This is a genomic window from Alicyclobacillus sp. SO9 (assembly GCF_016406125.1).
Classification (GTDB): Bacteria; Bacillota; Bacilli; order Alicyclobacillales; family Alicyclobacillaceae; genus SO9.
In genome coordinates this window covers 112,114-127,009 of record NZ_CP066339.1, presented here as the reverse complement: position 1 = coordinate 127,009, position 14,896 = coordinate 112,114, and the positions used below count along the sequence as shown (strand labels likewise).

Genomic DNA, 14,896 nt, shown 5'->3' with positions numbered 1-14,896 from the left:
TTTGGTAAAACACTTTGTGATTGAAGGAATAGTCTGTTTTTACTAGAAAAAATAATTCAATAGACATGTGTGGAATATTCACCCACAAAGTATGGTAATAGATTAAGGGCGTAGATTCATCTAATGGGTACTCCTAACAACAGGTTGTAGAGGGAACGGGGAATCTAAGTGGTAGGAATAAAAGCCAAACAGATTTTTGCCAAGGACAAACTGGTAAGCCGGCTCGTAACAACCATGGTCACAATGTTTCTTCCTCTTATTTTATTACTGATTGCTTCACACATTGCCATTCACATGGCCGCCGCGCGAATGCATGCCAAAGTACAAACACTGAAAAACCTTCAGCACCAGATATTTCTGGCAGAACTGGCGCTGACCGAGGAAGAGTCTGGTCAAAGAGGGTACGATTTAACCGGAAATACTTCGCTTCTCACATCGTTTACCAAAGGTACGAAATCATTTAATCAAACGTCTTCCAGTATTGACCTCATGCTCAACTCTGCAGCTGCACCCCAAAAAGTTAAACCCGAAATACAGCGTATGCTGCAAGATGGAAGAGTGTGGAGAGAAAACTATGGATTGCCTCAAGTGCAGACAATGCAGACAACCCATAGCGTCAAGCAAACAGCCTTAGAACAGGGACAACAGCAATTTTCGAAATTTACATTAGCCGCAACCCAAGCCCTCCAGAACATCGGCGTGAATGAGAGTCACCAGGAATCACAGTTCATGCTTTTAACTCACTTGTGGTGGGGCATCGTAGAGGTCATGTCCATACTTGTCAGCGTCTTCATCTTTGTATTGAGCCTGCGTAAAGTGCAGTCTATTGTTCAGCCCGTTACTGAATTGACCCAATCCGTCCGTGCGTACTCCGAAGAGAAATTCGATGTTCCCGTTCCACCTATATCCGGAGATGACGAAATCTCTTCGCTGATTGCAGGCGTAGATACAATGAGAAAGTCTCTCAAGAAGCATATCGAACAAATGCAGTCTGAACGTATATCACTTTTCGACAACAGCCCAAAAATCCTGTTTCGGTTAAATTCTGAAGGCAGACTCCTAGAAATAAGTCAGGCAGCATCGCGAAAGCTGGGGTATAACCGCCTTGAGCTACTAGGATTGCGTTACTTATCCACCCTTAATCGCTTCAGCAAAAAGACCGCCTTGCGCACTTTTCAGGCCACCTTATCCGGTTCGGCACAAAAAAACATTGAACTGGCTGTCTGTTCGTCTACAAACGAACCCTGCACATTTAATGTCACAATGCTCCCTATTCAAATAGACGGGTCGATTGTTGAAATCTACGGGATTGCAGAAGATATTACAGAAATGAAACGGATGCAGGCCTTTGTCCATAAGGCAGATAAACTGAATACAGTCGGTGAATTTGCTGCAGGCGTTGCACATGAGATTCGCAATCCGCTGACAGTGGTACAAGGCTTCATACAACTGCTCAAGTCACAACAGGCATATGATGAACGCTACATCGATACCATTGCAGGTGAGACCGAGCGAATGAAAAACATCATCAGTGAATTTATGCTGCTGGCCAAACCTCCTCGGGCCGAACTGAAACCTGTGAGCCTTCGGACCCTCCTGGCTGACGTAGCTGAACTCTTAAACACTCAGGCCATCATGAAAGACGCAGACATTGTGCTCCACCTCGAGTCCGATTCAATGGTAAATTGTGCTCCAGACCAACTAAAACAGGTGTTTGTAAACCTGTTGAAAAACTCAATTGAAGCCATTGATGTGAGCGACGGTGGACTGATAAAAGTATTCCTCTACGAAAAGCAAGAGAATTTAGTTGCGGTACGAATAACCGATGATGGGTGCGGTATACCGGAGAATAAACTTGTGAAACTCGGAGAGCCGTTCTACACCACAAAGGAAGACGGCAATGGCCTGGGACTTATGATTTGCTACAGAATCGTTGAACAGCACCACGGCACGATGACAATTCAAAGTCAACAAGGCGAAGGCACAACAATTGACGTGTGCTTGCCGAAAGCCGCAGAAAAAGAAAAAAATGGAGCACAGTACGCCTAGATTAACAAACACAAAGGACATCGCCCACGTTTGCCATTCAATTGAATCGCCAAAAGTATGACCAAACCACAGCGGGCCATTAAGACTGCTCTGACGTATCGTTCACTCGTTCAGTTCCCTCCAAAATGAGTTCCAACTCCGTTTCGAAGGGAATCTGCAAAGGATCTGGCATTTGTTCGACGAGCCAAGCAATCAAAGCATTGTCCTGTGCCGCCTCCAAATCAGACGGCGGATGGGGCAGAGTTTTAACCCAATCTCGCAGTTTTTCAATCATTTCGTAGAACTTCATTTGAAATTTATCTGCATCTGCGGCAGCTTCATCTGGACTGCTGGTTTTCATTGCGTCCCACAGAGTCAAGACCTCTGAAAAAACATTTTCTACATCACTTGTACTCATGTGACTGCCTCCGCCTTCATCCCAAACTAGAGGTATTCTTGGGTCACCGTAACCTTGGCAACTTTTTTCTGTTCCTGTTTCCAAGTCCATTTATTATTCGCCAAAAATCCCCATCCTGTTGCCACGACAATTCCCATGAGTTGTCCGACCAGTTCATTCCACCCAATTTCCACTGCAAGCCTGGCAAACAGGGCTGTGACAGCCACGCCGACGGCTGAAATCAACACAAACAAAGGAAACTGCAACACACGCCTCCATAGAATTGGATTTGCATGACCTCGCCAAGTCACTCTGTCATTCCATAGAAAGTTGTGGGCCATGGCAATCAAAGAAGCTACTGTAGATGCAGCAATGGTGCCGAACTGAAAGGCATGGGAAAAGATAGCCATCGACGTAAGATTGACAATGACACCCATTGATCCTACTAAGCAAAACATATAAAACCTGCGGTCTTCTGGGCTGCCTTTCACCAGCTTCACAATATGACGCAGGTAGTTCCACTGTTCGTGGACACTCATTTTGGATTGTCCTGCCTGCCTTGAGACAAACTTGTAAGGTAATTCGTGAACAGTCGAGTAGTGGCCTTTCACGAGAATTTCCATCAGTATCTTCCATCCAACCGGGCTTAGCTCTACTCCTTCAATTACACTTCTACGTACACCAAAGTAACCTCCTGTGCAATCAGAAACATCCCTCAGGCGTCGTATCGATATCCTTGCAATCGTTCGGGCTGTCCACGAAACGAATTTCCTAAATGTATTTAAACCGCCGTCTGAACCACCTCGTACAAAACGGCTTGGAATCAGTACCTCAATCCCTTCAATCAGCCGCTCAATCATAATCGGAAGTAATTCAGGAGGATGCTGAAGATCCGCGTCCATCACAATCAGGTGATTTCCTGACGCTCTTCGAAACCCCTCAACCACGGCTGTTGCTAGGCCTCTGTCTGTATCTCTATGCACGTAACGCACTTTTGGATCTGCATTTGCAATCTCCGAAAGGAAGTCTGGTGTATCATCCTCACTGTCGTCAACGAACCAGATTTCATAACTGTAACTCGTCGTTGCTAAAGCAGCTTCAATTCTTTCAACAATGGTACCTACATTGCCTTTTTCGTTAAACGTAGGAATGATTATACTTACATCCATGTGTTCTCTTCCCTTCTAATACGCCTTCTCCACATTCGTGTAAGCCGGACGCAACTTCCAGTCCGACGGAACCGAAGACGAGGTCCACTGGTTTTTCGGAAAAAACTCATGTTGCTCCTTAAAATAAGAATCCAACATCTGGCGAGCGACTAACGCAGCCGACTGAGCTCCGTACCCTCCGCCAGGAACCATCACGGCGACTGCCACCTGGGGATTCTTATATGGAGCGTAAGCAATGAAAACAGAATTCGTCATATGGACACCATTTAAATAGATATCAGCTGTTCCTGTCTTTCCGGCAGCCTTGTACGGTGCACTGCGAAAATCTGCATAAGCGGTACCATAAGTATCGTTACATACACCATACATACCTTGTTGAGCTAGATGCAAGTATCTTAAATTAAAATTTAACTTATCCTGTATTTTTTTCGGGTTTGTGCGAATCACCTTAACTGCCGGTGTTAAATGCTGCTCAATTCCAGATTCCAAGACGGCCTTTAGTAAATGCGGCTGCAATTTCGTTCCGTTATTTGCTATCGTGGCCACATATTGTGCAAGCTGAATCGGAGTGAACTGCTGCTCCTGACCAATTGCCGATAACGCTAAACTTACCGGTGTACTATAGTTTACAAATCTGTGCTGTTTATTCAAGTCCTCTTTCGCTTTTTCCAGTGGAAATGGTACAGCCGCATAGTTCTTTCGGGCATCCATCATATAAAACCTGCCAGCCTCTTCCCCAGGCAAATCAATATGGGTCAACTGCCCCATACCAAGGCGTCTCTCTCCTTCAAACAGCTTTACAAGTCCCCTCGCAAAATACGTGTTGCGCCAAGTCTGTATGGAGACACCGCCTGCCGGAGCACCTCCGTAATTTGGAGAAGCTCCCAGCCATCCACCAATTCGCAACCCTAGCTGATAAAAGAATACGTCCGAAGACACTGCAACGGCTTTGACATTATTCACAAATCCATGGGGTGCATCATCATGTTTTGTTGCAGAGGAAATGTGAATTGAGTACGGAACGTAGTATGCAGTCCCTGGTGTTATAGCACCGGTCTCCAATCCCGTTATAAGGTTAGCCGGTTTTACCGTTGAACCGGGATAGTTAGGATTTTGAATAACGTTGTTTTCTTGAGCCCCTGAAGTATTCAGGTAATGCAGATGGCTCTTCAGCCGTCCTGCTACAGTGTACCAATTCGGGTCATAGTAGGGGTAGCTGGCGAGAGCCAACACTCCTCCCGTTTTCACGTCGAGCATCACTGCTGCAGCATCATTGATGGTTTTTTTGTATTTAGAGTGGTCAATCATAGTCATGATTGACTCTTGCGTACTGGCCTGAACTCTGCCGTCAATGGTTAACTGCAAATTTCTTCCCCCAACGGGAGCAGGGTCGAGTCCAATGCGCTGCATCGATGTGCCCTTGTTATTGACCTTCACCAACTGGTAGCCCGTCTTGCCTTGAAGCAATTTCTCATATTGCAATTCAATTCCGCTCTGACCAACTTTTTGATTCGGCAAATAACCCAATTTATCTACATAATGCGCTTTTGTTTGGGCTGTAATAGGGCGGACAAATCCCAGGACATGGCCCGCCAAATCTGCATTGGTGTATCGACGCTGGGAGTCAAGTTCCACCGTGACTCCCGGCAAACGGCTCTGGTTTTCCGTCACAAATGCGAGTTGTTGATTGGATATATTTCGAAACAAGCGGATGGTAGCATAGTTCTTCTGCTGGTGAATGGTTTTCAAAATCTTATCCGGTGTGGTATTGAATCCAGGTGCAAGGAACACGGAAATCTGCTGCAGGTTTTGATGTACATTTTTGAGTTGCGTCAAAAACACACTGTAATACGGTTCGTCATACGCCAGCAAGTTCCCATTATTGTCATATATACGGCCCCTGGCTGGCAAAACCGGTATTTTCTGCATTGTCGTCGTCATTGCTGCTGTTTGGTAGTACGGCCCGTTTACCACCTGTAGGTACCCGAGCCGTAGAATCAGAGACACGAACGCCAAGAAGACGAATCCGTAAATCACGTTCAACCTCATGAGGAGTGAACGTTCTTCGATTGTCTCCTCCGGTTGCTGATGTCGACGCCTCTTCCTGGCCAATCTCCGTCTAAGCTGCATGCTTATCCCTCGCTAGCCTGTCTGTCACCCGTGTATACCACTTGACCCGTTCTCTGTCAGGATTTCTTCCCCTTAGTTGTACCATTCCCAGACTGGGTGCTGTTACCCGTGCTGTTGCCTGTTCCGCCGCCTCCAGATTTTGTACTGTTACCTGTACTGCTGCCAGTGCCGCCTCCGGATTTCGTACTGTTGCCCGTACTGTTCCCTGTGCTGTTGCTTGTACCGCTTCCGGATTTCGTACTATTGCCTGTACTGTTGCCACTACTGTTACCTGTACCGCCTCCGGATTTGCCTGTGCTGTTGCCGGTACCGTTTCCGGACTGTGTACTGTTACCACTGTTCCCTGATTGTGCACCGTTTCCGCCATTTCCATTCACCACAGTGACAACTTGGGCAGTAGCCGGAGACCCGATATTTGTCTTTGTCGTTGGGTCGATGGCCTGAATCGTGTACGTGTACACATACCCTTGCTGGGTCGACTTGTCTGTCAGTGAAGTAGACGATGTAATGCCAACCTGCTGCGGGGCGGATTTGTTTCCTCCTGACGAAGCCTGGTTCGCGCTGTTTCCTCCTGACCCGTTCTGAAAGGCGTTCGCTACCGGTGACCCTTGCCTGGTTACCTTGTATTCAACACTGTTCTTAAACATAGAGTTCCAACTTAACTGAACTGTATTGTTCGCAGCATTGTAAGAAGCCTTCGCCCCTGTGACTGGAGTCTTGATGGAATTGGCCGCGTTTGCCGTTCCCTGCCACGCAGGATAGGGCTGCACTGAAAACTGTTGCCCTTGTTGTCCTTGAGTTGCAAGCTTGACAATGCTTCCGAAAATTGCGGCGCAGTTGCCGGACGGATCATGCGGATACATGGTCAGATGGTACTTGGAGCTGCTGTTGTCATAGCCCATGTATACCGCACCCACCATTGTGGGTGTATATCCGTCAAACCAACCGTTTCGCACCCAGTTTGGATGCTTTCCTGATAATCCAGGATTGTACTGCACCGTCCCTGTCTTGCCGGCTACTCCCCAGCCCGGAACCTTGGCAAGCTGACCAGTTCCGTAATCCACAACATCGAGCATCAAGCGAGTTAGCTTTGAAGCCGTGGACTGCTTCATGACGTTTGTGTCATGTGGTTGGTACTGATAGAGTATCTGCCCCTTACTGTTTACAACCTTCGTTATGAGATGAGCTTTCAATTGAACTCCATTGTTGTCAAAGGGCTCATAAGCCTGCGCCATCTGGATTGGGCTCACTTGCATAGCGCCGCCGATGGCAACGCCCAAATGGTTCTGGTTGGCCTTGGAAACCGGAATACCGTCTTTGGCTGCAAATGATTCTCCTGTCCTCAAGCCAATCTGCTGAAGCAACCATACGGATGCGACATTCTGCGACCATTGGAGACCATATTGCAAGGTAATCCTGGTCGGAGCGTTGGCATTCCAGTTGCGGGGATAGTACCCATCACCAAAATTGTGGGGATGGTCATCCAAGATGGACAAAGGTCCCCAGTTCCCAGTCTGAATGGCCGGGCCGTAGTCCATAATCGGCTTAATCGACGATCCCGGTGAGCTTGTTGAGTAGACTCTGTCCAGTCCCAACCGCGTAAAGCCTTGCTGTCTGCTGCCGGCAGCACCCAACATTCCTCCGGTTTTCGGATTGAGAAAGACAGCGCCGCCCTCTACGACCGTACCTGAAGTCGGACCGGGCCAGAGTCCATGATAGTTCTTACTCCAAAAAACCTTGTGTACAGCCGATTGAACTTTTGGGTCTACTGTCGTGTAAATTTTGAGTCCGCCTTGCATTAAGGCCTGCTCAGAAATTCCGTGTTTTTGAGCTTGAGTAAACAAAACATTGGTAAACAGCGGGTGCTGGGACCACGGGTCGCCAGGCACTGCATGGTCCTTCTTGGCCTGAATCGGCTGTTTTTCAGCCTTTGCAGCTTGCTGCTTCGTAATATATCCATACTTCGCCATGTTCTGGAGTACCTCATTGCGCCGCTGCAATGCAGCTTTCGGATGCAAAAGAGGATTATAGGCAGACGGGGCTTGCGGCAGGCCCGCCAACATTGCTGCCTGGTCCAGAGTGAGACCCTTTTTGCTGTGCCGCAAATCGATGTTGTAATAGCGTTGAGCAGCTTCTTCGATGCCGACAGCGTGATCGCCAAAGAACACCTTATTAAAATACATGGTAATAATCTGCTTTTTGGTAAAGTGCCGTTCAATTTTCATGCCCAACAAAATCTGCTGAAATTTTCTCGTAAACGTCTTTTTATCATTCAGATAAACAATCTTTGCTAATTGTTCCTCTATGGTACTTCCACCCTGCGCCAAACTGCCGCTGCGTAAATCAACGTAAGCAGAGCGCAAAACCCCTCTGAGATCGAAACTTGAATTGGTCCAATACCCATGGTCCTCGGTCGCAACCAAAGCGTTTTGAAGGTTTTTCGGAATATCTTTGTAGGGCAATGATGAAGCCCCGGGAGCCGCAATTGAAATATAGCGATGACCGTTGCCATCGTAGACCACAGTCGGCTGCGATGTTTCTTCGAGTTTTCCCATCTGAAACGGAAGATACTGAACCGCTGCGTAAACTGCGCCTATGACTCCTCCCACTGCTGCTACAAATCCTATTGCCAGTCCAATGAACAGTTTCTTTTTTCTCACGATTCCCACTTCCTCAGGTGAAAAAGTGATAGATGTCAGAGAGACCACCATTCGGCAGGAATCGTAGAAATCAAATATCAAAACAATATCAAAAGATGGCAGCCACAAGTGCATAAAGTCCCGCTGTGACTAACCGTCAGAGGTTTTTAAATGAATTTCATTTCCCAGGCAAATCCGTTAAATGACTTACCTCATTTCACTTTAGCTGAAACCATTCACTGACATTTCTCTCCACATCATAGGCATGAATAAACTCATTCTTGCGTTTGTCGTAGGTATAGGCGTCTGACCAGTGATTTCCGTGAGCTGATATTTGGTGCAATGCGTATAAAATGAAGTCCAGTTCCTCGTCTGTCATCATGGGATGCAGAGAGATGCGAATCCAGCCGGGGCGAGTGGATTCGTCCTGCCTGAGGATTGAATCGGAGATGTGTTTCGAAGTTTCTTGGTCTACGTCAAACAAATAGTGCCCATAAGTGCCTGCACAGGAGCAGCCGCCTCGGCTTTGAATTCCAAATCTGTCGTTTAGAAGACGCACAACTAGGTTGTAGTGCAGGTGCACAAAGTAGACGGAAAACACTGCCAGTCGTTCATCAACATGGTTTGCAATGATTTCGAGATGAGGCACTGTTCGGAGGCCCGCCAAAAAGTAAGCTGTCATTTGCTTCTCCCGTTCCATCATCCCTGCTTCTAGCAGTTGCCGTTTTACTTCAAACGCCAACTCCGCCCGAATCAACTGCAGTATGCCAGGAGTCCCCCCGTCTTCTCTGGCCTCAATCTCTTCAAAATAGGCGACTTCGCCCCAAGGATTTGTAAAGTGGACTGTGCCTCCCCCTGGCTCATCAGGAATCCGATTTGAATACAGGTTGCGGTTGAAGACGAGTATTCCGCTGCTCCCTGGTCCTCCCAAGAACTTGTGCGGAGAAAAGTAGACGGCATCAAGCGCGGCTGTGTCATCAGCGGGATGCATGTTTACCGGAATATACGGTGCAGCCGCAGCGAAGTCTACAAAACACAAGCCGTCGTGCTTATGCATAATACGTGCAAGTTCATAATAGGGAGAAACAATTCCTGACACGTTAGAGGCGGCTGTAAAGGCTCCAATTTTCAACTGCCGGTCACCGTATTCCAGCAGAACCGCATCGAGGTTACGCGGACTTATCATTCCTTCGCTGTCCGGCTCCAGCACCGCCACATCTCCAATAGTTTCCAACCATGAAGTGTGGTTTGAGTGGTGCTCCATATGAGAAACAAAGATGACCGGGCGTTCTTCTTCAGGTACCTTCGTCTGACTTTGTCTCTTTTCGTGAACGCGCAGTCCCAGCAGCCGTTGAAGCTTGTTAACTGCCCCTGTGGCACCGGTGCCTGCGGGTAGAAGCACATCATTTTCTGCTGCTCCGACAAACAACTTGATTTTCCGCGATGCCTGATGATAGGCTTCTGTCATGACACTGCCTGTGGTACTCGCGCCAGAGTGGGTGTTAGCCATATAGGGCCCAAACCGTGACGTCACCACGTCTTCCACTGGTTGATACAATCTTCCGCTTGCCGTCCAATCCGCGTATACCAACCGCTGCGCCCCGTACGGAGACTCAAACGTCAAATTGTAACCGATGGTGTTCTGTCTAAATCGAGCAAACGCCTCTTCGTTACGTATCGCATCGTGAGCCATACGAGCATCCCCCTCTTGGACTCTGTTACTACTTTCACAGTATTCGCATAAAAAGCCAGTGTAAAGCGCTTTCCAAGACCCTTAATCAAAATGTCAAAATAGTGTTGCTTTCGTCTGAAGTTGCTACCCCGCACCACATCCGTGCTGATTGTCTTACAAAGCACGTTCTCCGTGAAACATGTCTAAAATCAATTCTTTCGCTGGCACATCAAGTTTGTCGTACAACTGGAGAAACTCGGTATTATCGTATGTGACGTGTTCCAAGCGAACATGAGGTCCCGTATCCGTAATGTCCACGACAGCATAGCGTGCTTGAGCCTGCCGGTTACATCCCAATGCACCAGGGTTCACATAAATTCGGGTCGGGGAGCGAAGTAAATGGACTGGATGATGGTGACCAAAGCCAACCAGTTGAATGTCTTGGCCCGCATACAGAGAATCCAGCCGCTCACTGGTTACATCATTTTCGATTGGCAGAAACTGCTCCTTATCACCCAGGTGATAGTGCAGGAACCTAAAAGTACTGTTGCCGTGACGAACGGTAAGAGAGCGAGGCAACTTGCGCAGCAAGTCTGCATACTGCCCAGCGAGTCCCTGCGCCACCCACTGGTGGTGCAGAAAAGCTTCCTCACTTTCGTCCGAACGTTGCCCGTCCAGGAGCCTTAGTACTGCATCCTCGTGATTGCCAAGAACCATGGATACATCTGACCTGGCAAAGAGTTCTGACAAGACTTCATTCGTATTTGGTCCCAAGGCAATCATGTCGCCAAGACAGTAAATTCGTTCCACACTCTCGAACTTATCAAGACGACTCAACACCGCTTTCAATGCATGATAATTTCCATGTACGTCCGTAATTACAGCAATCGCATGAGACATAACCAGTATCACTCCTGTATTCGTCGAATACTCACGTGGAGTCGGGCCTGCACAATTCTCAGGAGTTCATTTTACCACCCTCTGGGCCTCGCAAAAAACAAGAAAACGGAACTGTCCCCATTCGAGTAGAATGGTCTCTTTGGGACAGTCCCGCAACGCTTTTCCTAAAAGCATCTAACATCATCTTATCTATAACGACTGGACTTAAAGTTAGCCTTGCATAGCAAATCTACTTCTCGGTTCTCTTTGGCGGCAATCAGTGGAGCCCTGCTAGATACAGTACACGGTGTACGTAACCCCAAGAATGGTTGTACAAGTACACCGCCCTCGACGGGCTGTTATGATAGCCATCCTGAGCGAGCATATGGGCTGCTGAATAAACGGCATCTGGAACATTCAAGATATTGGGATTGCCGTGCTGGCCTGGTGCAGTGACACCGTATTTAGCAAAAACGGCTGGCATAAACTGCATTGGACCCCGCGCTCCAGCACTGCTCACCGGAAAATGGCTCACTGCAAAATGCGTCTCCACATCGTGAATGGCTGCCAACACAGTCCAGGGAATTGAATACCGTTTCCCCGCCCCCTTGTAAATAGGGATGAGCTGGGAAGGTACGGTCATACGGGGCGTCAAAGTAGGTTTGACTTTCGATTTATGTTGAGGTTTCGCTTTTGACGTTGACTTGTTCGATTGGTTTGCAGCCTTTTTACTGCTTGCCGAGTTGCTGCTTGCTGAGTTGCTCTGCTGTGTGGCAGATGACTGTCCTGTCGCAGTGGCAAAATGGGCTGTCAACTTTTTGTTGATTTCAGATGATGTATGTGTGGTCCCATAAGGATTGCCAAAGGCGGGTCCTTGCGCGGGCATGGCAATTGTTTTCGTAATTGCGACAGGTTGGCTCAATGGATTCACCAATGGATTCACCAATCGGCTTGCCAAATAATGGGGTTGCCCATCCGTGACAGTCAATGGCTGTGGTTTCACAGCGATTGCTTGAGCATGCTCTGACGTTGTTATGCCGCTGACTAGAAATGCGAGACACATTCCCATCAGGAGCACTCCAAAAAACTGTTTCATCGTTCTCACCTTTCTTTCGCCACAAGGTTCGTACATGCCGAGACAGAGACAAATTTCTCGTGCTGTCTGTATCTGACTACAGACCACCGCATCCTTGTTTCGAAACTACTTCGCCGCTTCTCTCAATTACTATGATTGGTAGAGAAATCCCGGCAAAGATTGCGTGTACCAAAGTGATTCTATTCAATCAACCTTGGCGTAGAATTGCTCACGAAGATACAGTGTAAGTTTTTCATGTCCATACGTAAAGCCCCAAGCACGACAATTCGACGGGTAACTTAGCTGTTTTTGCCGCTATCAATACGAACATTTGCAGCATTCTTACCTCACTGACAAGTATTTTCGGCTCAATCTCCTTCAGCAGATGATACCGAAGCAAAGCGACTTGTCATTAGGCAGCGTTTATACTCTAGCTATTTCCCGAAACTACTAGAAATAAACGCACCTGCTCTTATTGTTCGAAAACTAGATTGCATTTTGTGTCTAATTTTAGTGTGGAATAATCTGGTGTAGGATGGAATACCATGGAAGTGTTCTGCACAGCGAGGAACATAGGGGAAACTTAATCGCCATCATAAGCCAGTGGAAGCCCCATGTCAATGCAGTTGTCAACAAATGGCGTCGTCAGGATTGACGAGTTTGTCGACGGCACAAGCCTAAGTCGCAGTCACTGCAGCCCAGCGTATACAAGTAACTCGTCAAATGGTGATAGCAGGTCAGACAATGTTTGATTTCCGGATACTCCAGTGAGTTAATTAAAATCATTTGCGGAATAGAGTCGTATTGTAAAAGCGATCCCGGTAATTTTGGTACAATGTCAGGTTTGTTCACAATTGTATAGCTAGTCTTAACCAGCGATTGATAGGCTTCCGCAAAAGCCTTGTCTCCCACCATTGGAGCTGCGTACGTGTAGGACGTGACATGCGCCCCCCGATAACCAACGGCAGCTCCGTGGAGAGCAGCTAAAGCACCGCCTAGACTGTGCCCCGCCACTGTGTATGAGACTTCGTTTGATACAGTACTCAGGAACTGTGCTAACGATTGCACTGTTCCTGTTTCTACATCAGTGAACCGAAGAGACTCATATAATTGTGTAAACCCGTACTCTGTTCTGACAGGCATGTCGGATGACCAGTTTGTTCCGATATAAGGAAATGAATCCAATGAAAATTCGAAGTCGTCAATCCAATCAAAAATAGTCTGACTGCCATGAAACACAATTGCTTCATGCTGAGGGTTATCAAGGTCTCTGGCTGTAAAGCCAATAAACTCGGATTGATGGAGAAACTCCACCCTCGCTTGCATCGCAATATTTTGTGTTCGTCTCCATTGTCCCGGAAGTCTCACGGCTCCAACCGGGTCCTTTTCTCCCCGCTTGTAAAGCTGTTCCGCAGCCAAAATGAATTCTCCCCAGAACAAAGCATTCTTCCTACTGAAGTTGCCTTTCACTTTATTCACGCCCCCAACAGTTTTGTAGGATTCACATGAACTGCTCGTAAACCAAAGATGCTATTGACGGTACTCGGACAAACTACCTAGAATCATCTTAGAGTGGTGGGACGGAGTGACTAATGTGAATCAGCAGCAACCGCAATCGACAAAAAAGGTGCTAAACAGACAAGTCGTCCTCAATCTGTTCATAGGGTTCTTTTTCGTTTTTTCGACGGGTTTATTTTTAGTTCGCGCTTTTACCGCATTTCCCCTTTCCAAAACGAGCCGGTTATTTGACTTTGGTTGGTATGAGTACGCTTTTAAAGTGGTGTGGAACCATCAGCCGCCCTCTTTTTTGTACAGTCGCCAACACGAGCTACACTGGATACACAATTATTTGCAAGGAACACCCTGGCACCTGAACGGGGGCAGTCAGTATCTCTACCCACCTCAGTTCGCAGTCTTATTTAGTTGGATTGCTGCGCTCCCTGTACATATTGCTAATCTGGTTTGGGACTCTATATTGACGCTCAGCTTTCTCGGAGCTGTAGTGTTGCTGCTGAGGATGATTCAGCAGCAACACGGCAACAGACGCTCTTCAGGCTTATTAATAGTACTGCTCTTGTCCATCTCACTTTTCTGGCGGCCTTTTCGAAGTGACATCTATTGGGGTAACAGTGACTCTCTTGTGTTTTTCCTCGTCATTCTGACCTTTTATCTTCAAAACTATAGCAAGCGGTCAGCCCTTGCGGGCATCCCTCTCGGACTTGCTGTCTTATTCAAAGTTACCCCTGTTATACTCATGTTTGTCTTCGTAATAAAACACCCGCGAACATCCGTCAGTGCACTCCTTACAATTCTGTTTGGTACAAGTCTTACTGCAATTGTCCTTGGCTGGAAGCCAATTATCTATTACACCTTTCACTTTGGAGCAATGGCACACAGAAGTGCTGTTCTCAACGGCAACGGCGGGACTGCTCCTTGGAACTCTTCTATTAAAGGAGTCCTGCAATTGCTCCGTCACGGCGGTCTTCCTTGGATAACGCCAGCAGTCATCAATGCAACGTTTGCGGTCTTTGTGATTGCGGTACTAAGCCTCATGAGCATAAAGCTGTTGTCAAGGCACGGTTATACCGACCAAGTTGAGCGTCAGATTGGAATGCTAGTGCTGTCCCTTGTACTCTTCTCGCCGGTTATTGAGAACCATTACATCATTTTGGCCCTAGCTCCCTATTTGTTCACCGTAAGCCGCACCGTCAAAACTTGGGACACCCTGCCCTCAATTCGAAAGAGCTTCGCAGTTGCAGGGATGGTGGCAGCACTTGTACTCATAAATCCGGTTGGAGCCGCAATGACTCGCTGGTACACCAATGTGCTCCCAATTCACTATTTCTTGGGCATCACTCTGATTGCCTTATTTCAGTTCTTTCCTATTAACAGAGCCAAAATTTAAAG

Annotated in this window: 10 protein-coding genes; 2 read left to right on the top strand and 8 right to left on the bottom strand. The window is 47.4% G+C overall.

Features of this window, described 5'->3' with window-relative positions:
• The first annotated feature begins 168 nt into the window (after positions 1 to 168).
• Positions 169 to 2,049: an ATP-binding protein gene (locus GI364_RS00520; RefSeq protein WP_198851807.1), complete on the top strand. Its 1,881-nt coding sequence runs from the start codon at positions 169 to 171 to the stop codon at positions 2,047 to 2,049.
• Positions 2,050 to 2,128: 79 nt separating this feature from the next.
• Here the strand turns inward: GI364_RS00520 and GI364_RS00515 are convergent, their stop codons facing one another.
• From GI364_RS00515 to GI364_RS00480, 8 genes are all read right to left on the bottom strand, one after another.
• The gene (locus GI364_RS00515) at positions 2,129 to 2,446 is read right to left on the bottom strand and encodes a hypothetical protein (protein WP_198851806.1); all 318 of its coding nucleotides are present in this window, start codon (positions 2,444 to 2,446) and stop codon (positions 2,129 to 2,131) included.
• Between the two features lie 26 nt (positions 2,447 to 2,472).
• Positions 2,473 to 3,594: a glycosyltransferase gene (locus GI364_RS00510; protein WP_198851805.1), complete on the bottom strand. Its 1,122-nt coding sequence runs from the start codon at positions 3,592 to 3,594 to the stop codon at positions 2,473 to 2,475.
• Positions 3,595 to 3,609: 15 nt separating this feature from the next.
• Positions 3,610 to 5,724: a peptidoglycan D,D-transpeptidase FtsI family protein gene (locus GI364_RS00505; protein WP_198851804.1), complete on the bottom strand. Its 2,115-nt coding sequence runs from the start codon at positions 5,722 to 5,724 to the stop codon at positions 3,610 to 3,612.
• Positions 5,725 to 5,780: 56 nt separating this feature from the next.
• Positions 5,781 to 8,384, bottom strand: coding sequence for a transglycosylase domain-containing protein (locus tag GI364_RS00500; RefSeq protein ID WP_198851803.1), 2,604 nt, complete (start codon positions 8,382 to 8,384; stop codon positions 5,781 to 5,783).
• A 196-nt stretch (positions 8,385 to 8,580) separates the two neighbouring features.
• On the bottom strand, positions 8,581 to 10,056 hold the full coding sequence (locus tag GI364_RS00495) for an aminotransferase class V-fold PLP-dependent enzyme (RefSeq protein ID WP_198851802.1): 1,476 nt from the start codon (positions 10,054 to 10,056) through the stop codon (positions 8,581 to 8,583).
• A 153-nt stretch (positions 10,057 to 10,209) separates the two neighbouring features.
• Entirely contained in the window at positions 10,210 to 10,935 is a 726-nt protein-coding gene (locus tag GI364_RS00490; RefSeq protein WP_198851801.1) for a metallophosphoesterase family protein, read from the bottom strand.
• 256 nt (positions 10,936 to 11,191) lie between these two features.
• Positions 11,192 to 12,010 (bottom strand): lytic transglycosylase domain-containing protein, encoded by an 819-nt coding sequence (locus GI364_RS00485; RefSeq protein ID WP_233095954.1) that lies wholly within the window; start codon positions 12,008 to 12,010, stop codon positions 11,192 to 11,194.
• Between the two features lie 624 nt (positions 12,011 to 12,634).
• A complete protein-coding gene (locus GI364_RS00480) occupies positions 12,635 to 13,408 on the bottom strand; it encodes a lipase family protein (RefSeq protein WP_198851800.1) in 774 nt (257 codons plus the stop codon).
• A 175-nt stretch (positions 13,409 to 13,583) separates the two neighbouring features.
• Here GI364_RS00480 and GI364_RS00475 point away from each other — a divergent pair, with 175 nt between their 5' ends.
• Positions 13,584 to 14,894 carry a glycosyltransferase family 87 protein gene (locus GI364_RS00475; RefSeq protein WP_198851799.1) on the top strand — a complete coding sequence of 437 codons (1,311 nt, stop codon included), beginning with the start codon at positions 13,584 to 13,586 and terminating at the stop codon, positions 14,892 to 14,894.
• Positions 14,895 to 14,896 lie beyond the last annotated feature (2 nt).

Bases quoted from the DNA above. Each gene is read 5' to 3' on its own strand.
- GI364_RS00505 (WP_198851804.1), bottom strand. From the start codon at position 5,724: ATGCAGCTTAGACGGAGATTGGCCAGGAAGAGGCGTCGACATCAGCAA.
- GI364_RS00510 (WP_198851805.1), bottom strand. From the start codon at position 3,594: ATGGATGTAAGTATAATCATTCCTACGTTTAACGAAAAAGGCAATGTA.
- GI364_RS00490 (WP_198851801.1), bottom strand. From the start codon at position 10,935: ATGTCTCATGCGATTGCTGTAATTACGGACGTACATGGAAATTATCAT.
- GI364_RS00495 (WP_198851802.1), bottom strand. From the start codon at position 10,056: ATGGCTCACGATGCGATACGTAACGAAGAGGCGTTTGCTCGATTTAGA.
- GI364_RS00515 (WP_198851806.1), bottom strand. From the start codon at position 2,446: ATGAGTACAAGTGATGTAGAAAATGTTTTTTCAGAGGTCTTGACTCTG.
- GI364_RS00485 (WP_233095954.1), bottom strand. From the start codon at position 12,010: ATGAAACAGTTTTTTGGAGTGCTCCTGATGGGAATGTGTCTCGCATTT.